Source organism: Myxococcus sp. CA023 (assembly GCF_010998615.1).
Lineage (GTDB): Bacteria > Myxococcota > Myxococcia > Myxococcales > Myxococcaceae > Myxococcus.
In genome coordinates this window covers 16,591-33,707 of sequence record NZ_JAAEAH010000018.1, presented here as the reverse complement: position 1 = coordinate 33,707, position 17,117 = coordinate 16,591, and the positions used below count along the sequence as shown (strand labels likewise).

At 71.1% G+C, this 17,117-nt stretch carries 14 protein-coding genes; 4 read left to right on the top strand and 10 right to left on the bottom strand.

Translation table 11 applies throughout. The features are described from left to right. Window positions 1-87: 87 nt before the first annotated feature. The 4 genes from F8M74_RS10305 (at window position 88) to F8M74_RS10290 (ending at window position 4,572) form a co-directional block, all read left to right on the top strand. The gene (locus tag F8M74_RS10305; protein WP_141253056.1) at window positions 88-2,196 is read left to right on the top strand and encodes a nitrogen regulation protein NR(II); all 2,109 of its coding nucleotides are present in this window, start codon (window positions 88-90) and stop codon (window positions 2,194-2,196) included. Further along, window positions 2,186-3,544 (top strand): sigma-54 dependent transcriptional regulator, encoded by a 1,359-nt coding sequence (locus F8M74_RS10300; RefSeq protein WP_141253055.1) that lies wholly within the window; start codon window positions 2,186-2,188, stop codon window positions 3,542-3,544. The genes F8M74_RS10305 and F8M74_RS10300 overlap by 11 nt, the downstream gene beginning before the upstream one ends. 124 nt (window positions 3,545-3,668) lie before the next feature. Then, complete coding sequence (locus tag F8M74_RS10295) at window positions 3,669-4,082, top strand: DNA-binding response regulator (protein ID WP_141253054.1); 414 nt, start codon at window positions 3,669-3,671, stop codon at window positions 4,080-4,082. After that, window positions 4,075-4,572 (top strand): DUF6232 family protein, encoded by a 498-nt coding sequence (locus F8M74_RS10290; protein ID WP_141253053.1) that lies wholly within the window; start codon window positions 4,075-4,077, stop codon window positions 4,570-4,572. The genes F8M74_RS10295 and F8M74_RS10290 overlap by 8 nt, the downstream gene beginning before the upstream one ends. A 117-nt stretch (window positions 4,573-4,689) precedes the next feature. Here the strand turns inward: F8M74_RS10290 and F8M74_RS10285 are convergent, their stop codons facing one another. The 10 genes from F8M74_RS10285 to F8M74_RS10240 form a co-directional block, all read right to left on the bottom strand. Then, a complete protein-coding gene (locus F8M74_RS10285; RefSeq protein WP_141253092.1) occupies window positions 4,690-5,682 on the bottom strand; it encodes a sulfotransferase family protein in 993 nt (330 codons plus the stop codon). Beyond that, window positions 5,679-5,885, bottom strand: coding sequence for a hypothetical protein (locus F8M74_RS10280; RefSeq protein ID WP_141253052.1), 207 nt, complete (start codon window positions 5,883-5,885; stop codon window positions 5,679-5,681). Before F8M74_RS10280 ends, F8M74_RS10285 begins: the two co-directional genes overlap by 4 nt. Continuing rightward, window positions 5,875-6,456 carry an aspartyl/asparaginyl beta-hydroxylase domain-containing protein gene (locus F8M74_RS10275; protein WP_141253051.1) on the bottom strand — a complete coding sequence of 194 codons (582 nt, stop codon included), beginning with the start codon at window positions 6,454-6,456 and terminating at the stop codon, window positions 5,875-5,877. The genes F8M74_RS10280 and F8M74_RS10275 overlap by 11 nt, the downstream gene beginning before the upstream one ends. Window positions 6,457-6,494: 38 nt before the next feature. After that, a complete protein-coding gene (locus F8M74_RS10270; RefSeq protein WP_141253050.1) occupies window positions 6,495-8,279 on the bottom strand; it encodes a GAF domain-containing protein in 1,785 nt (594 codons plus the stop codon). Window positions 8,280-8,366: 87 nt separating this feature from the next. Further along, window positions 8,367-9,824: a CHASE2 domain-containing protein gene (locus F8M74_RS10265; RefSeq protein ID WP_141253049.1), complete on the bottom strand. Its 1,458-nt coding sequence runs from the start codon at window positions 9,822-9,824 to the stop codon at window positions 8,367-8,369. Between the two features lie 22 nt (window positions 9,825-9,846). Further along, window positions 9,847-11,013 (bottom strand): FecR domain-containing protein, encoded by a 1,167-nt coding sequence (locus tag F8M74_RS10260; RefSeq protein ID WP_216619799.1) that lies wholly within the window; start codon window positions 11,011-11,013, stop codon window positions 9,847-9,849. Further along, entirely contained in the window at window positions 11,013-12,824 is a 1,812-nt protein-coding gene (locus tag F8M74_RS10255) for an OmpA family protein (RefSeq protein WP_216619800.1), read from the bottom strand. The genes F8M74_RS10260 and F8M74_RS10255 overlap by 1 nt, the downstream gene beginning before the upstream one ends. A gap of 185 nt (window positions 12,825-13,009) precedes the next feature. Then, window positions 13,010-13,390, bottom strand: coding sequence for a response regulator (locus F8M74_RS10250; protein ID WP_228559674.1), 381 nt, complete (start codon window positions 13,388-13,390; stop codon window positions 13,010-13,012). 110 nt (window positions 13,391-13,500) lie between these two features. After that, entirely contained in the window at window positions 13,501-14,868 is a 1,368-nt protein-coding gene (locus F8M74_RS10245) for a sigma-54 dependent transcriptional regulator (RefSeq protein ID WP_141253045.1), read from the bottom strand. After that, window positions 14,865-16,988, bottom strand: coding sequence for a PAS domain-containing protein (locus F8M74_RS10240; RefSeq protein WP_141253044.1), 2,124 nt, complete (start codon window positions 16,986-16,988; stop codon window positions 14,865-14,867). The genes F8M74_RS10245 and F8M74_RS10240 overlap by 4 nt, the downstream gene beginning before the upstream one ends. Between the last annotated feature and the right edge of the window lie 129 nt (window positions 16,989-17,117).

Genomic DNA, 17,117 nt, shown 5'->3' with positions numbered 1-17,117 from the left:
AAAGTCGGCCCCCTGGCCGGCGAGCCTCCTGATTTCCCTGCTATTTCAAGGGGTTGGGGAGGGGCTGGCGGTTAGACTCCGCGGGCCATGCGGTACGCGCTCGTTCCCATCCTGTTGCTCTGTGTCGCCCTCACGACGGTGGGGGTGGGGGTGTTCACCCTGTTGGAGCGCAACCGGGAGGCGCAGTGGCACCAGTTCGCGGTGGAGCGCCAGGCCCAGTTGGATGAGGCCACACGCGGGGTGGCGGAGACGCTGGAGGACGTGGCGGAGGACCTGCGCTTCGCCGGGGAGTTGATGTCCCAGCCCGGCACGTTGGCGGAGCACCGGCGGGAGATGCGGGCCCTGTTGGAGGCGGTGGGCCAGTACAAGGTCCTCATCGCCTACGACGCCAGCGGCAAGGAATGGCTGCGCATGTTGGATCGGCGCATGGGCAAGCAGGTGGCGCGAGCGCCCGTGCTGGCGCAGATGGCGGAGGCGGGCCGGCGGGCCCTGCTGCGCCCGCCGGGGGACGTCACGCTGTCACCTCCCATGGTGGATGACGGCTTGGACTCGCTGCGGGTCATGGCCACGGCGCTGCCCGTGGATGAGCAAGGCCGGCCCGAGGGCGCGGTGGCGGTGCTCGTCGACACGACGTCCTTCTTTACGCCGCTGCGCATCGTGACGTCGGACCCGGACGCGCGGCTGTTGCTCCTGGGCACCTATGGTCATCCGACCTCCGCCAGCGACGCCACCCTGGCGGACTGGTTCCGGCGGCTGGAGACGGAGGGCGCATTGGTGCCGGGCTTCACGACGCTGGCGGCTCGCATGCGCGAGGGGGAGCGCGGCGCGTTGCCGCTGCGCGCGGAGGAGGCCGAGCGATTGGGCCTGGGCCGATCGGAGGCCATCGCCGTGTTCACGCCCATCCGCGTCCGCGGTGGCAGCCATTGGGCCGCGGCCACGTTGGTGTCTACCGCGACGCTGCGATCGCATCAGCAAGCCCTCATCTGGCGGCTCCTGGCCGCGGCGCTGCTCGTGGCGCTCTTCCTGGTGACGTTCGCCGTGTACGTGGTGCTGGCGCAGCGCCGCGCGGCCGCCTTGCGAGAGAGCCGTCAGCACGCGGACCAACTGGCGCACCTGCACGACAAGACGCAGAAGATTCTCGACCACATTCCTTCTGGGGTGCTGGCGCTCACCGTGGACGGGCGCATCAGCGCGGTGAACCAGGTGCTCCGCGAGCGCATGCCTCCGGACGCCATTGGCGCGCCCTTGGAGACGGCGTTCCCCCAGGCACCGGCACCCGTGGTGTCCCGGATTCGCGCCCTGGTGGAGGCCGCCGCGAGCGAGTCGCGCGCCCATGGCATCCTGGGGGAGACGCTGGTGCTCTTCGGCGAGGAGGGCCGTTTCAATCTCCACGCGGTGCCGCTGGAGGCACGCCACCCGGAGGTGCAGACCTTGTTGGTGGTGGAGGACCTGAGCAACGTGCGCGCGCTGGAGACGCAGTTGCTGCGCGCGGAGAAGCTGGCCACGGTGGGCGTGCTCGCCGCCGGTATCGCGCATGAGATTGGCACGCCGCTTGGGGTGGTGCGTGGGCGCGCGGAGTACGTGCTGGGCAAGCTGGGCAAGGAACACCCGCAGGGGCCTGGCATCGCCGTCATCATCGAGCAGATCGACCGGGTGAGTCGCACGCTGCGGCAGCTCCTGGACTTCTCGCGCCTCCAGCCCACGGCGGTGCGGCCGGTGCCGCTCATCTCCCTGCTCCAGGACGTCCAGGAGTTGCTGCGCATGGAGGTGGAGCGGCGCGGGGTTCGCTTCGAGGTGTCCGTTCCGGAGACGCTGCCTCCACTGGCCGCGGACCCGGACCAGCTCCAGCAGGTGCTGGTGAATCTGGCGCTCAACGCCTGCCACGCGTGTGGCGAGGGCGGGCAGGTGACGCTGTCCGCGGCGGCGCCAGAGGCGGAGCCGTGGGGGCTGGTGGCGCTCACCCTCCGCGACGACGGCTGCGGCATTCCCCGGGAGCACCTCAATCAGGTATTCGACCCCTTCTTCACCACCAAGAAGCGGGGACAGGGCACGGGACTGGGCCTGACGATGGTGGCTCACGTCGTGCGCAACCATGGTGGCCGGCTGGAGTTGGAGAGCGAGGAGGGCCGGGGCACCTGCGTCACCGTGCTCTGGCCCATCGCGAAGCCCAGCGCGGAGGAGCGGTATGTCGGTTGAAGGACGCATCCTGGTCGTCGATGACCACGTGGACATGGGCCTCATGCTGCGGGAGCCCCTCACGGACGCGGGCTACGTCGTGGATCTGGCCACGGGCGGCGAAGAGGCCATCCGGATGGCGCGCGCACAGGCCTACGACGCGGTGCTGTGTGACTTGCGCATGGAAGGGGTGGACGGCCTGGACGTGCTGGAGGCCGTGCGGGCGCTCGACTCGGACATCCCCGTGTTGATGATGACGGCCTTCGGCGGCGTGGAGAGCGCGGTGGAGGCGATGAAGCGCGGCGCGTACCACTACTTCACCAAGCCCTTCCGCTTGGATGAGGTGCTGCTCTTCCTCGAGCGCGCGTTGAAGGAGCGCAGGCTCCAGGTGGAGAACCGGGCACTCCGGCGCGCCGCCGCGGAGCGCAGCGGGCTGGGGGCGCTGGTGGGCCGAAGCGCGGCGATGCGGAACCTCTACGAGCTCATCGACCGCGTGGCCTACGCCCAGGCGGCGGTGCTGCTGCGAGGCCCGAGCGGCACGGGCAAGGAACTGGTGGCGCGCGCGCTGCACTTCCAGGGGCCTCGCGCCTCCGGGCCCTTCGTGGCGGTCAACTGCACGGCGCTGCCACATGACTTGCTGGAGAGCGAGCTGTTCGGTCACCTCAAGGGGGCCTTCACCGGCGCTACCCACGCCCGTCGCGGCCTCTTCGTGGAGGCGGATGGGGGCACGCTGTTCCTGGACGAGATTGGTGACATGCCGCTGGAGCTCCAGGCCCGCCTGCTGCGCGTACTAGAGGACGGCGAGGTGCGCGCGGTGGGCGCCGACGGCAGCCGCACCGTGGACGTGCGCATCGTCGCCGCCACGCACCAGGACCTGGACGCCCGCGTGCGCGAGGGCCGCTTCCGCGCGGACCTGTTCTACCGGCTCAATGTCGTGACGCTTCTGTTGCCTCCGCTGGCGGAGCGGCGCGAGGACATCCCCTTGTTGGTGGAGCACTTCACGGCTCGCGCCCGCGCGCGCAACCCTCGCTCCCGCATGCAGTCTCTGTCTCCGGAGGCGGTGGCCGCGCTCGCGACCTTGCCTTGGCCGGGAAACGTGCGTGAGCTGGAGAACCTGATAGAGCGGCTGGCGGTGATGGTGGCGAGCGAAGTCGTGGGGCTGGAGGAGTTGCGCCCACACCTGCCACCCGAGGCGCCGGAGGTGCAGCCCTTGGTGATGGCGCAGCACGCGCTGTGGCCCCTGCGGCGGCTGGAGGGGGAGTACATCGCGTGGATGGTGACACGCTGCGGCGGGAACAAGACGCGCGCCGCAGAGGTGCTCGGCATCGACGTGTCCACCATCCATCGTCGCGAGCGGGAGCGCGGGTAGAGGGGCGCGCGAGACACCGTGGTAATCCGCCAGGGACGTCTGGCGTGATGCAACGGTTCGCCTGCACGTTGCCCGGTGTCTCGGGGCGGGGACTGCGGGCATGGGCATTGCTTGATGTTGCAACGTGAAGTCCTCGTCCATCGCCCGTGCCCTCCTGCTTGGAGGGGATGCGTCGCTCAGCTCGCTCCTGATGGACGTGCTGGCCGAGCTGGGCATCGCGCTGGAGTCGGGGGCGCCGGCTGGTGGGTGTCCGGACCTCGTGCTCGTCCACGTCGAGCGCGGTGAGAGTCTCCAGCGTCGGCTTCAGCGCGCCCGGGAGCTTTCGCCCCAGGGGCCCATCATCGTGCTGGTGCCCTTCGCCGATGAGCGGCTGATGGGACTCGCCCTGCGGCTGGGCGCCCGCGACTGTTTCGCGCTGGGCGGGCCACTCGGTGAGCTGCGCCGGGTGTTGCTGGCTCACGTTCCAGGTCATCCGAGTTCCGTATTCATCTCTCCCGGCGGGGCCGTGCCGCCGTCCACCGAGTCGTCCCATGATTGAGCCTCTCGCCGTGTCCGCGGTGCCCGCCACTCCCGCGTTTCCGGACCGCCCGCATGTTGCGCCGCCCGCTCCTGCCGAAGTGTCGCTCTTTCAGGACGCCGGCCTGCGTGTGACGACCGAGCGGGTCGTCGCCCGGGGCAGGACGCTGCTGCTCGCGGACGTCCAGCGGGTGGAGACGGTGCGGCGCACGCCTCGCATGGTTCCTGTGTTGGCCATGCTGGGCCTGTGCATGAGCGTGGGGCTGCCGGCCCTGTCCGCGCTGTCCGTCTCCAGCAGCACGGCGAAGGGGGTCTATGAGGCGGCGTTGATCGCCGTCGTCATGGTCATCTTCGGCTGCATCGCGCGGCTCGTTCTCGCCGAGGAGTCCTACCGGTTGGTGCTGCATACCCGCGCCGGCTCCTGGCGCGTGCGCGCGAGCAAGGACCCGAAGTCTCTCATGCTGCTCGCCGGGCTCATCCAGGACGCCGTCGCGGCGCGGGGACGGCACTGAGCGAGTTCGCCGTGGCGGTTGGAGTGCCTCGGGACTTCGGCCGGAGCAGGGCGATGACCACAGGCAATGCTGCGCAGGCGGCCCAGGCCCGGTAGCGCCGGGCGTAGGTGTCTCGCGCTACGGCCCGACATTCCCGCGCAGGCGTTCGGCTTCCAGCGCGTCGTGGATGGGACGGCCCCATTGCTCCGCCAGGGCCCGCCCATGCGGTGAGACGCGGCGAGCCTTCTCCTCCGTGTCGTCCTCGAAGGGCAGCACCGGGTTCTTCGCGTTCCGCTCCAAGACGTCGCGCAAGCGCGGGGTGTCCTCGGCCGTCAGCTTGAGAGCGAAAAGCTCCGTGAGCACCCGCAGGCCTTCCGGCTGGAGCTGCCGGTAGTCCATCAGCCGCGCCTTGGCTGTCCGCGCGCGATAGCCTCGCAGGCTCGCGTCGCAAATGGCCGCGAGGACGCGCGCGCCGTACTCGTCCAGGGGCATGCCTTCGAGTTGCCCGGGCTCCAGGCCCAGGTGAGCGGGGTTCAGCAGTCCCGGAAGCATGTGCGCGCCCCGGTGATTTTGATGCGACGCCATGACCTCGACGGGGTCCCGGTAGAGGAACATCCACGGCACACCGGGGAAGGCGCGCTGGAGCAGCGGGAGCTCCAGGATGTGCCACGCGTCCAGCTTGAGGAACACCGCGTGCTCCTCCGGATGCCGCTGCTGTCCGAGGGCTCCCACCACCGCGCGCAGCCATTCGATGCGCTGCGTGTCCGTGACGCCTGGCAAGGACTGGTGCGCGCGCAGCACCGTGTCCACGGGGCCGGCTTCGGACAGCACGATGTGGCGCGGCAGCGCGGCCAGCAGCTGCGCGACCAGCGTGGAGCCGCAACGGGACATGTGGAAGACGAGCCCGCGCACCGGCAGGCCGGGCTTCTCGGCCTGTCGTGCCACCAGTGCGTCCATGGACGTCTGATGCCGGAAGAGCAGGGCGAATGGGTGGCGCAGCCTACGCTCCAGCGTCTCGTCGAAGAATGGGTCCGTGAATCGCTGGCCTCCCATGTGGCACCAGTCCACCCGCGGTTGTCCGCCGCCCACGTGGATGCGTGCGGGCACCCAGCCATCGAGGTGCGGTGTCATATCCATCGCTCCCTCCAGACCTGGCGGGCGGCGCGCAGGGCTTCGTGGATGTCCTCGGCGCTGAAGTGACAGTCGTGCGCGGCGCCCAGTTCGATGGCGCGTGTCACGAAGGCCGGGGTGTCCGGAGTCTCGCGCAGTGCATCCTGGAGCGTGATGTCCTCCAGGACGCGGAGACGGAATCGTTCGAAGGCCTCAGCGCCCATTCACGGCCCCCGTGAAGACGTCTCGCAGCCAGTCATTCACGTCGCAGTCCAGCACCAGGTGGACGCGGTCGGTGTCGCTGGGGTTGTCCACCCGGTGGGGACGGTTGAAGTCCAGGTACCAGCACTCACCGGGCTGGAGGACGACTCGCTCGCCGCCGAGGAAGAAGGCCACGTCGGGGTGCGTGGTGATGGGGACGTGGAGCCGCACCTCGCCGTCCGCGTAACCCAGGTTGTAATCGGTGTGCTCGCGGATGCGCGCGCCCGCCGCGAGCTTCAGCAGCCGCGCGGCGCCGATGGGACACTGGAACGTGGCGAGCACGGCGCGGAGCCCGGGGCAGCGCGCCAGCAGGGGCGTGTCGGCGTATCGCTCGCGGCCCGTCGGGTCTGGATAGATGCGGCCTTCCATTCCGCCAATGGAGCGCAGGGGCACGCCGCTCCACTCGCCTTCGTATTCGCGCTTGTTGAAGTGGGGAACCCACGCCTCAGCGGGCAATGCCGCGAGTTCCTGTTGGAGCGGCGCGGCGTCGAAGTGGAAGGGCAGGCGGAGGCGGTCGGGCACGGGCGTCGACATGCGGTGCTCCTCGTCGCGGTGAAAAGGGCCAGCGTGGCTCATTCCAGCCGCAGTGGCCGGTGCTCTGTCTTGGCCCGGATGAGCGCTGCCTGGGCTCGGGCCAGCGTTCCCTGAGGGTCTTCCTCACCCGCGACGGTGACGGTGGCGGACACCACATCGGGTGCGCCAGGGGTGTCGTGCAGCTTCTGGCGCAGTGCTTCGGCCCGCGCCGCGTCCACGCCAGGAAGGGCCAGCAGGAACGCCCCGCCTTCCCAGCGCACCGCGAAGCCTCCAGGGCCTCCCAGGGCTTCGGTGATGCGGGCGCCGTCTCGCAGCGTGGCGTCCCCCGCGTCGAAACCTCGAGTCGCGTTGATGCGCCCCAGTCCCACCAGGTCCGCGAGCAGCACGCTGAAGGGCATGCCATCCCTGCGGCAGCGGCCAATCTCGCGCAGCACCCGTTCCTCGCCCGCGCGCCGTGACACCAGTCCGGTCAGCGCGTCCACCCGGTACTGCCGCTCCCGCTCCTCACGGGCTGGCCGGGTGTGTCCGATGTCGGCGAGCGTCAGCATCTGCGCCATGCCGCCAGGGCAGGGGAAGGGCCGAGCCACCCAGCGCAGCCGGCGCGGCTGGGGCCGCTCCAGGACCAGCGTCAGGCGGAGGCCTCGGGACGATTCGGAGGCCAGGTCGAGCTGCCGCAGCGTGCTCGTCGGGTCCGCGGTGAGGCCCGCGACGTGCTGGCAAAAGGCCTCGAACGTCATGGCCGGGAAGGGCTCCGGCGGCAGGCCCAGCAGGTCCGTCATCGCGGTGTTGCACGCGTGGGGTTTGCGTCCAGGCGCCACCAGCAGGGCCGCAACATCGAGGGCCTGCACCGCATCGCGCAGGAGTCCCAGGGCCGACGCTTCGGTGAGCGCGGGCTCCGCCTGGGCCTTCCCGGTGGCCTGTTTCACCTGGGCCCGTTGTTCCAGGTCCTCGGCGACGCGATTCGCGAGCTCCCGCAGCGCGGCCAGGTCCTCGGCGCCCAGGACGAGCGGGCGCGTGTCGATGACGCACAGCGAGCCCAGGACTTCGCCCGTGGACGTCAGCAGCGGCGCGCCCGCGTAGCTGCCCACGATGCCGTCGCGCACCAGCGGGTTGTCACGGAAGTAGGGATGGCGCCGGGCGTCCGGTACGACGAGCGGCTCGCGCCCCTGCACCACGTGGTGACAGAACGCCCAGTCGCGCGGCGTGCCCCGGTCCTTCGCGAGGGTGGGTGGCAGGCCGACGTGGGCCTTGAACCACTGGCGCTCGCCCAGCACCAGCGTCATCAGCGCCACGGGAACACCGAAGGCCTGGGCAACCTCCTTCACGAGTTGCTGGAGCTCCGCCTCGGGCGGTCCGTTGTCGACCAGGTGCATGGCCGCGATGCTCGCCAGCCGTTGCCGCTCCTGCTCCGCGGCCCCCTCCGCCGGAGGCGACTGTGGCGCGAGCTGCCCTGCGAGTACGCGACGCAGCGTGTCCCGCATCACCTCCGAGGAGGCCCGGCGACTGAGCAACGCATGGATGCCCAGCGCCTCCTTGAGCTGCCATGCGCGGACGCGCAGCTCGTCGAAGGCAGTGACCACCACGACCTGCGTTGCGGCGGAGTCCTCCTGTTCCCGAAGCCACGTCAGCAACGCGAAGCCGTCCAGCCGGGGCAGCGCCAGGTCCGTGACGAGCAGCAGGGGCGCACCTCGCTGGCGCACGACATCTTGGGCTTCCGCTCCATCCTTGGCGACGACGCCTTCCAGGCCTTCCTCCGTCATCAGGGACAAGAGGCCAGCGGCTCGCTGTGGGTCGGGCTCGGCGATGAGGGCGTAGCGGCGCATGCAGGAGCGAGGATGCTGCCACGGCTGCTGCCTGGCTCAAGGCCTCGTGTGACGTGGGTTCGCCCGGTGCGGTTGTTTGGCTGTCCGCTAGTCCTGGTGCATTGCGTCGGCGCGGGCGCGCTGGGCGTCTGGCTGCGGCGCTGCCGGCTCCACGGATGCCTGGGGGTAGCGGATGAAGAGCCGGCGGAGGGCGCCTCGCTGCCGGCCCATCTCCCGCGCGCGCGACGCCGCGTCCACCACCAGCATCAGCATGAGGCCCACCCACGCGGGGACCAGCGGAATGACCCAGCCCGGGTCCGACGCCAGCCACGCCACCAGCGCCGTGTGCAGGACCGCCAGCGTCACCGCCCATCGGAGGACCGCGCCGGACGTGCGCGCGCGCCTGCAGAGCCAGACGAAGGCCGCGAGCACCGCCGCGGTCTCCAGAACGCCCAGCAGCGCCACCAGTCCCGACGAGCGCATCAGCCGGCCCGACCGCAGGTTGTCCATGGCGAAGGCGTGAATCTCCACGCCGGGCACCGCCACCTGGCCGGGCAGGGTGCTCTGGCCATGCAGCCCCGTGGCGGTGACACCCACGAAGACCGTCTTGCCTCGCAGCGCCAGGTCCAAGCCCACCGAGCGCGGGTCCGCGTGGAGCAGGTCCGCCAGACTCACCCGGGGCAGCCAGTTGGGCGCGGGCAGCCGCATCAACGGAGCGCCGCGGTCCCATGCCGCCAGCTCGCGCAGAGGCTCCGCCCGTTCGGGCGTCAGGTGCAGCGCGGTGGCCAGTGCCAGCGAAGGCCAGGCCTGTCCGCTCACGCCCACGGCGTAGGGATATCGACGGATGACGCCGTCACCGTCCACCAGCATGTTGAGGGTTCCACTGCCCCGAGCCGCCATGCGCAGGGGCGCGATGCTCCCCGCCACCTCCTGGGCCTGGAGCCGCAGCGCGTGGGCGGGCAGGGCCAGCGGCGTGCCCAGGACGCCATCCTGGAGGGGCGCCATCCCCGGGACGTCGTCCGTGAGCGCCGCGGCTCCCAGGACGACACCGTGCCCTTCCGAAATCGCTTCGGCCAGCCGGGCATCGCCGTCGCGCGCGCGGAGCCGTGCCTCCAGGTCCGCCGCCAAGGCTTCACCCGCGGGCTGCTCCGTCAGCCCGGAGCGGCGGAGCGCCTCCAGGATGTCCTCACCCAGTTCCAGCGCGTCACGCGGCCCGGGCTGGTCGAAGACGACGTCCACCGCCACTGCGGAGGGGCGCTGGGCGGCGAGCGCATGGAAGGCGCGGGCCCACGTGGTGCGTGACAGCGGCCAACGCTCGCTCAGCGTCGCGAGGGCGCGGTCATCCACTTCCACCAGCACCAGGTCCGCGCTCGGCGGCACGGCGGGCAGCAGCCGGCTCACCGCCTGGTCGTAGAGCGAGCGCTCCAGGAATCCCGGTGCGCCACCGGTGGCCGCCGTCACCCCCGCCAGCGCGATGCCTACGCACGCACCCAGTACCCGCAACATGGCGGGCGAGGGCAGACGGAGGCCGTCGCGGCGGTGGGGCTCGGCGGGACTGGAGTCCATGGGCGCACGCAACGCAACAGTCTCAGGGCTGGACGTCGAAGGCGTAGATCTTCGAGGGGAAGCCCACGAAGCCGTCTCCGTCCACGGCCATCACGCGCCAGAACCACTTGCCCTGGCGGGGCCCGGGAATCGCCAGCTCCGCGCTGGCGCTGTCATACGTCTGGACACTCGCGGCGAAGTCGGCCGTGCGGGCCACCTCCACGCGGTAGGTCGCGGCGCCCGCCAGCGTCCGCCAGGACACCTTCGGGGCCGAGGCGAACGCGCCCCCCCGAGGGCCCACCAGCGTGGGCGCCGGCAGCAGCGGGCGAGGCGGCTCCGGAGGCGAGCCCGGCTTCGCGCGCGAGCCATGTCCGCCCGACACCTCGACCTCGGCCTGCTCCGCGATGAGGGCCACCTTGCCTTCCAGTGTTTCCAGCCGGCTGGTGCCGTCGTCCTGGGCCGACACGCGGAACCGGGTGCCACGCACACCGGCCACCGCGCCGCGCGTGCGGACCTCGAAGATGGAGCCCGCGCCACCCGGCGCCGCGTCCGTCTCCACGGTGCCTCGCAGCAAGTCCAACTGCACCTTGCGCTGGAGGTTCGCCATCAGCTCGATGGCGCCCACCTTGATGAGACTGTTCTCCACCACGCGCACCGTGCTGCCGTCCGCCAGGGCCAGCTCCGCCCGGGCGTCCGCGCCGGTGCGCAGCAGCTCGCCCGGGTAGAGCGAGTCTCCCACCGTCCGCGCGAGGAGCTGGGCTTCCGTCGCGCCGGCCTCCACCGCGCCGCTGGCCGCCCGTAGCCGGGCCACCGCGGGCTGGGCGGGCCGCTCCACGTAGGCGAGCTGGAGCTGTGCGGGCTCGCCTTCCACGGACGGCGGCGCCATGGCGGACACGCGCGTGCGGGGCACGCCCGCCGCCACCAGCACATCCGCGGCCCGTTTCGCCGCGGCCAGGCCCCGGCCGTCCAGCCGGTCCGCGTCCGGGAGCTTCGCCGCCACCGTCACGGAACGGATGGCGGGGCGCGCCAGGAGCGCTTGGGCCACGTGCGCCAGGCACGCGTCCGTCTCCGCGCCCTGGGGCGACAGCGGCCTGCCGAACACCATCCGGCCGTTTTCGAAGCGCAGCCCGCCGCACGGCGCCTGCGTCTGCGCGGTGAGCGCGGGTGGACTCGCCAGCATCACCGCCATCATCCAAGGGGCTGTCCGCATCACCGCGTGCCTCCTCCCGTCGAAGGCTCGGCGACCTTCACGATGTTGAACTCGACGCGCCGGTTGTTCTCGCGCCCCTTGTCCGTCTCGTTGGTGTCGACCGGCTTCGCCTCACCATAGCCCACCGCGTCCAGCCGCTGCGCCGCGATGCCTTCCTTCACCAGGAAGGCCACCACATTCTTCGCCCGCCGCTGGGACAGGTCCAGGTTCTTCGTGTCGTCGCCCTGGTCATCCGTGTGGCCTTCCACACGGACCACCAGGATCCGCGGGTTCGCCTTGAGCGTGGAGGCCACCTGCCGCAGCAGACCGTGGGACCTGGCCAGAATCACGTCCCGGCCCGTGCCGAAGTACACCTTGTCCAGGATGACGATGCGCGCGCCCTCCACGCGCACCTGCGCCTTGCCCTGGTCCGGGCAGCCGTCGTCATCCTTCACGCCGTTGATGGTCTCCGCCTCCAGCGGGCACTGGTCCACGGCGTCCGGGATGCCGTCCTGGTCGTTGTCGGGGTCGGGGCAACCGTCCTCGTCCTCGAAGCCGTCCATGTCCTCCGGCTCGGCCGGGCACAGGTCCTCCGAGTCGACGACGCCATCCTTGTCGGTATCCACCGGCGCGGGCGGCAGCGCCAGGGGCGCCGGGGCCGGTGCGGGCTGGCCCGCCTCGGTGGGCGGCTGGTGGGCGTTCGGGTCATCCGGGCAGCCGTCCTCGTCCTGGAAGCCGTTGAAGGTCTCCGGCTCGGTGGGGCACACGTCGGTGACGTCGGGGATGCCGTCACCGTCATCGTCCGGGTCCAGGCAGTTGTCGTCGTCCTGGAATCCGTCGAAGTCCTCGGGCCCCAGGTCGCAGACCGGCGCGGCGGAGGCGGGGCCGCCCTTGGATTCGAACGGCGTCCAGGCCACACCCGCGAGCACGCGGAAGGACGGGGTGCCATAGCCCCGCGACAGGCCCGGGCCCGCGCCCACATGCGCGGCCAACCCCGGAGTGAAGCGGTACTTCAGCGCGGCCAGGACTTCCATGGGCCGCTCCTCGGCGCTCGTCTCCTTCAGGCCCAGCGCGCCCGCCAGGGTGGCCTGCGCCGTGAGGGCCTGCGTGAGGGGCACCTCGGCGCCCACCGCGTAGGCGAACTCGTTGCCCACGCGGAGGTTGCGCAGCTGCTCCTCGCGGCGGACGTTGAAGCCCACGTTGGCCAGCAGGCGGACGGCGGTGGTGGCCCACTCCGCCACGAAGCGCGGCTGGAACGTCACCGTGTCCGAGCCCAGGAACTTCGAGCCGCCGCCCGTGGGCAGCGTCAAAGGCGCCGTCACCGCCAGGTGGATGCCGCTGTCGGTGGAGAGCAGGCGGACCTTCGGCACCAGCCGCAGGTCACCCACGCCCGTGGTCCCCACGCCGTTCGACAGGTCCGGCGCCACCGCGGCGGCGGGTTCCGACGTCGTGTGGGAGATGGGCAGCGCGACGCCAATCTCCACCCGGTCGAACAGGGAGATGGCGCCCATCAGGTCCAGCGTGAGCTGGCTGTCCACGATGCGGTAGAGGAACCGGTCCGCTCGCGGGTCCACGAGGTTGAGCGGATCATTCGCGTAGTTGAGCGACGCGCCCAGGTTCCAGGAAAGGTGCGGCGCGATGCGCGCGCCGTGCATGCCGAGCACGTCATAGGCACCCGGAGCCGGCTTGTACTGCTGCACGTCGATGGCCTGCGACGCCGCGGGTTGGGCGCTGGCGGTGGCCGAAGCCACCAGCAACAACGGGGCGGCGAGCCGTGTCACGCGGCGAAGGAAGTTGCGCGGTGAGGACGGTGTGAAGTGAGGAAGGTGCATGAATGGTCGAGGCTGGGACAGGCCCCGCCGAGGAGCCGCGAAGGTTCTCACCGGCGGATGACCGACTCAAGAAACGATGAGCCGTCGGTGTCCCAGTTGTTCGGGTCCGTCCCGGCGACATGCAACTCGATGACGCGTCGTCGCGCGGAGCCTGGGGGACTCGCACGCGGCGGCGGGGGCGCGAACTACACCGCGGCGGCGGCGAGCAGGCGTGAGACGTGCTCGGCCAGCGCGGGCAGCGGCTGCGGCTTGGAAAGCACCAGGTCCACGCCCAGCGCCTGCGCGCGGTCAGTGAGCTCTTGGGTCGCGAACGCCGTCAGCAGCACCACCCGCGTCTGGGGCGTGTAGCGGCGCACGAAGTCCGCCAGCATCAGCCCTTCTTCGGAGAGCGTTCCGCTCAGGCGCAGGTCGCTGATGACCAGGTCGTAGCGGCCCGTCGTCATCAGGTCCAGGGCCTCGTCCAGCGCGCCGGCCGAGTCCACGCGGTAGCCGGCCCCGGAGAAGAACTGGCCCAACACCCAGCAGAGGGAAGACTCGTCGTCGACGATCAGGATGTTCTGGGCCACGGAGCGGGCCCGCAAGCAAGCTCAGGGCCAGAGACAGGCATATCTCGGTTCCAAGTAAGTTCCGGTGCTTGCTCCCGCGCCCCGGCTCAAAACTGCTTGCTGTGTCCAGGCTACGGATCCGGTTTCTGGAATCCGGACCGGTTGATGCCCAGGCGCTTCAGCCGCTCGTAAAGGGACGACCGGGGGATGCCGAGCCGCGCGGCGGCGCGCTCCACGTGGCCGTGCTCGCGGCGGAGGATGCGCTCGATGTGGCGGCGCTCCAGCTCCTCGAGGGTGAGGTGGTCGTCGGCGTCGGAGGCGGGCTCGCCGGCGGTGGCCTCGAAGCGCAAGTCCCCCCGGGACAGGGGCCCGCCGCCGGACAGCAGCACCGCGCGCTCCAGCACGTTGCGCAGCTCGCGGATGTTGCCAGGCCATGCGTAGCGGGTGAGTGCCGTCTCCGCGTCGGGTTGCAGCCCCACGCCGCCGCGGCCTCGCGCCGCGCCCAGCTCCGCCAGGAACTGGTGCGCCATCCCGACGATGTCCTCGGGCCGCTCACGCAGCGGGGGGACATGGAGGATGAGCGTGCTGACGCGGAAGTAGAGGTCGCTGCGGAACCGCTTGTCCCGGGCGGCCACGGCCAGGTCCTGATGCGTGGCCGCGATGAGGCGCACGTCCACGCGGCGGTCCCTCACGTCGCCCAGCCGCCGGAAGCGCTTCTCCTCCAGCACCTTCAGGAGCTTGGGCTGGACGGCCGAGTCCATGTCGCCAATCTCGTCCAGGAAGAGAGTGCCCCGGTCGGCGACCTCCAGCAGGCCCTGCTTGGCGGCCACCGCGCCGGTGAAGGCGCCCTTCTCGTGGCCGAACAGCTCCGAGTCGAGCAAGTCCTTGGAGAGCGCCGCGCAGTTGAGGTCCACGAAGGGCGCGTCCTTGCGCGGGCCGCCTTCATGCAGCCACCGCGCGAGCACGCTCTTGCCGCTGCCCGTCTCGCCGGTGACGAGCACCGGGCTGTCGCTTTCGATGATGCGTTCGGCCTGCGCCTGGAGCGCGCGGATGGCGGCGCTGCCACCCATGAAGGGGTTCACCGTCCCACGGGCGATGCGCGAACGCTCCGCCAGCAGCCGCTGCCGCTCGCGGCGCTGCGACACCAGCCGGTCCAGCACCACCTTGAGGACGGCCAGCTCCACCGGCTTGGTGAGGAACTGCTCGGCGCCTTCCTTCACGGCCTGGACGGCCAGTTCGATGGAGCCATGGCCGGTGAGCACCACCAGGGGCACCGAGGCGTCGATGTCCTTGAGGCGCGGCAGCAGCTCCAGCGCGGTGCCGTCCGTGAGCCGGTAGTCCACCACGGCCACGTCCGGACGCGAGGTGCGGAACGCCTCCTGCGCCTCGGCGAGGCTGGTGGCCTCGTCCACGTCGAACCCATGGGCGGTGAGGAAGCCTCTCATGCCCAGTCGGATGCCGGGCTCGTCATCCACGAGAAGGATTCGGGTACGCGTCATGAGGTCAGGGAGTCTACGTGCTGGGTTGATACACGCGAAGAAACAGCAGGAAGCAGCAGTGTGACTTCCGCGCCGCCTTCCGGGTGATTGCGCAAGCGGATGATACCCTGGTGCTCCTCCAGGATGCGTTGGACGATGGACAAGCCCAGCCCCGTGCCGCCGCGCCGCTTGCTGAAGAAGGGCTCGAAGACATGGGACAGGTCCTCCGCGCGGAAGCCCGGCCCACCGTCGCGCACGGTGCACCGCACCCAGGCCCGGCCCGCCTCTTCCACTTCTTCCGTTGTCACCCGCACCGCGCTGCCCGCCGGTGAATGCTGCACCGCGTTCTCCACCACGTTGCGAAACACGTGAAACAAACGCCGGGCGTCCATGCGAACGCGGGGCAGCTGTGCCGCCAACTCGCGATTCACATTCACACCGGCTCGCTCACTGGCCAGGGCGCACGCGGAGAGTGCATCCTCCATCACCGGGAGCACGGGGCCTTCCACCCATTCGCCGCGGGTGGGGCGGCCGTACTCGAAGAGCTCCTGCGTGAGGTGGTTGAGGCGCTTCACCTCGCCGCGCAGCACGTCGACGTAGGGCTGGAGCTCCGCGCGCGCGCCGAAGGTCGCCTCCACCGCGTCGACCACCGCGGAGATGGAGAAGAGGGGGTTGCGGACCTCGTGGGCCACGCCCGCGACGATGGCGCCCATGGCGGCCATCGTCTCACTGCGTCGCAGGCTGGCCTGGAGCTCCAGGAGACGCGTCACCTCCGTGGCCACCAGGATGATGCGCGAGTCCTCGCCGCCCGCTTCCTCCACCCAGGTGGCGGACACCTCCCACGTGCGGCGCGAGCCCGGGTCGCTCAGCTCGCGGGTGGCGCTGGCGCGGGTGCGGCGCAGCTGCTCCACCAACGGCAGTGCGTGCGACCAGGGTGGGGCACTGGCCGCGGTGAACAGCGGCTGGCCGGACGGGTCCATGCCTCCGAAGAGCGCGATGGCGGCGGCGTTGAGACGCTGGACGGTGCCATCCGCCCCCAACACCATCAGCGGCGAGGCCACCGCGTCGAAGGTGCGGCGCCACTCCTGGGCGGAGCGGCGGAAACTGTCATGCAGGCGCTGGCGCAGGTCATCCGCGAGTCGCCGGTCGGTGATGTCGGTGACGACGCAGCCGACATGCAGCTCAGCCTCCGCATCCAACGCGGAAGCGGCGGCGCGGCTGCGCACCCAACGCACGCGGCCGTCGGCGCAGATGAGCCGGTGCTCCAGCTCCGCCTCGGCGCCGGGGGCCAGGCCCTCGATGCTGGCCCGGTAGCGGGCGCGGTCCTCGGGGTGGATCATCTCCGCCCACAGCGGCGGCGGTCCGCCATCCGGCGCGGGCTGGACGAACGCGGAGGCGGCATAGCCGGTGGTGCGCTCGATGACGGGCGTGCAGTAGAAGTCGCGCAGCCTCCCGCCGCGCAGCTTGCCGCCCCACAGGTAGTCCGGCAGCGAGCGCGTCAGCACGTCCAGCCGGCCCTCATGCTCCTGGAGGCTCTTCTCCGCGCGCATGCGCTCGGTGAGCTCGGACATCGCGGCGATGACGCCCAGCACCTCGCCGTTCGCGCCGCACACGCGCAGATAGCTGCCGAACCAGAAGCGGCTCTCGCCCGGCGCGGCGGGCGTCTCCACCTGGAGCAGGGTGTCCTGGATGGAGGCCCCCGTGCTGAGCGCCAGTTGGAGGCGCGGCGCGATGAGCTTGCCCAGGTCGGGCATCACCTCGGTGACGTGTCGGCCCAGGTGCCGCTCCGCGGGCAGGCCATGCATCGCCGCCAGGGCCGTGTTGATGTGAACGTAACGCAGCTCGCGGTCGAAGAAGGCGAAGCCCACGGGCGTCACGTCCATGACGGCTTCGCGAAGCGCGCTGGCGTCATCCGCGCTGCGCAGGGCGGCGTCTCGTGCGCGGTGAGCGCGCTCCTGGGTTCGCAGGAGCAACAGCGCCAGGGTGCCGCTGATGAGCAGCCCCACCGCGGCGGTGAGGAGGACGCGGGCAGAGGGGCTCACCGCCCCGGAGGAGCTCCAGACCCCCTCGACGGCCGCGGAGAGAATCGTGGCCACCAGGACGGCCAGCAGCAACTGTCGACGGGAAGGAAACTCGTGCATGCGGTGGGCGGCGAGCTCGGGAGCTTAACCGCAATCCTCGGTCGGACGGTGGCTCGTCTGGCATTGGCGTGCCGCACTGGTGGTGTGGCGGGCGAGTGAACAGGCCCATGGACTTCCCCATCCGGAATA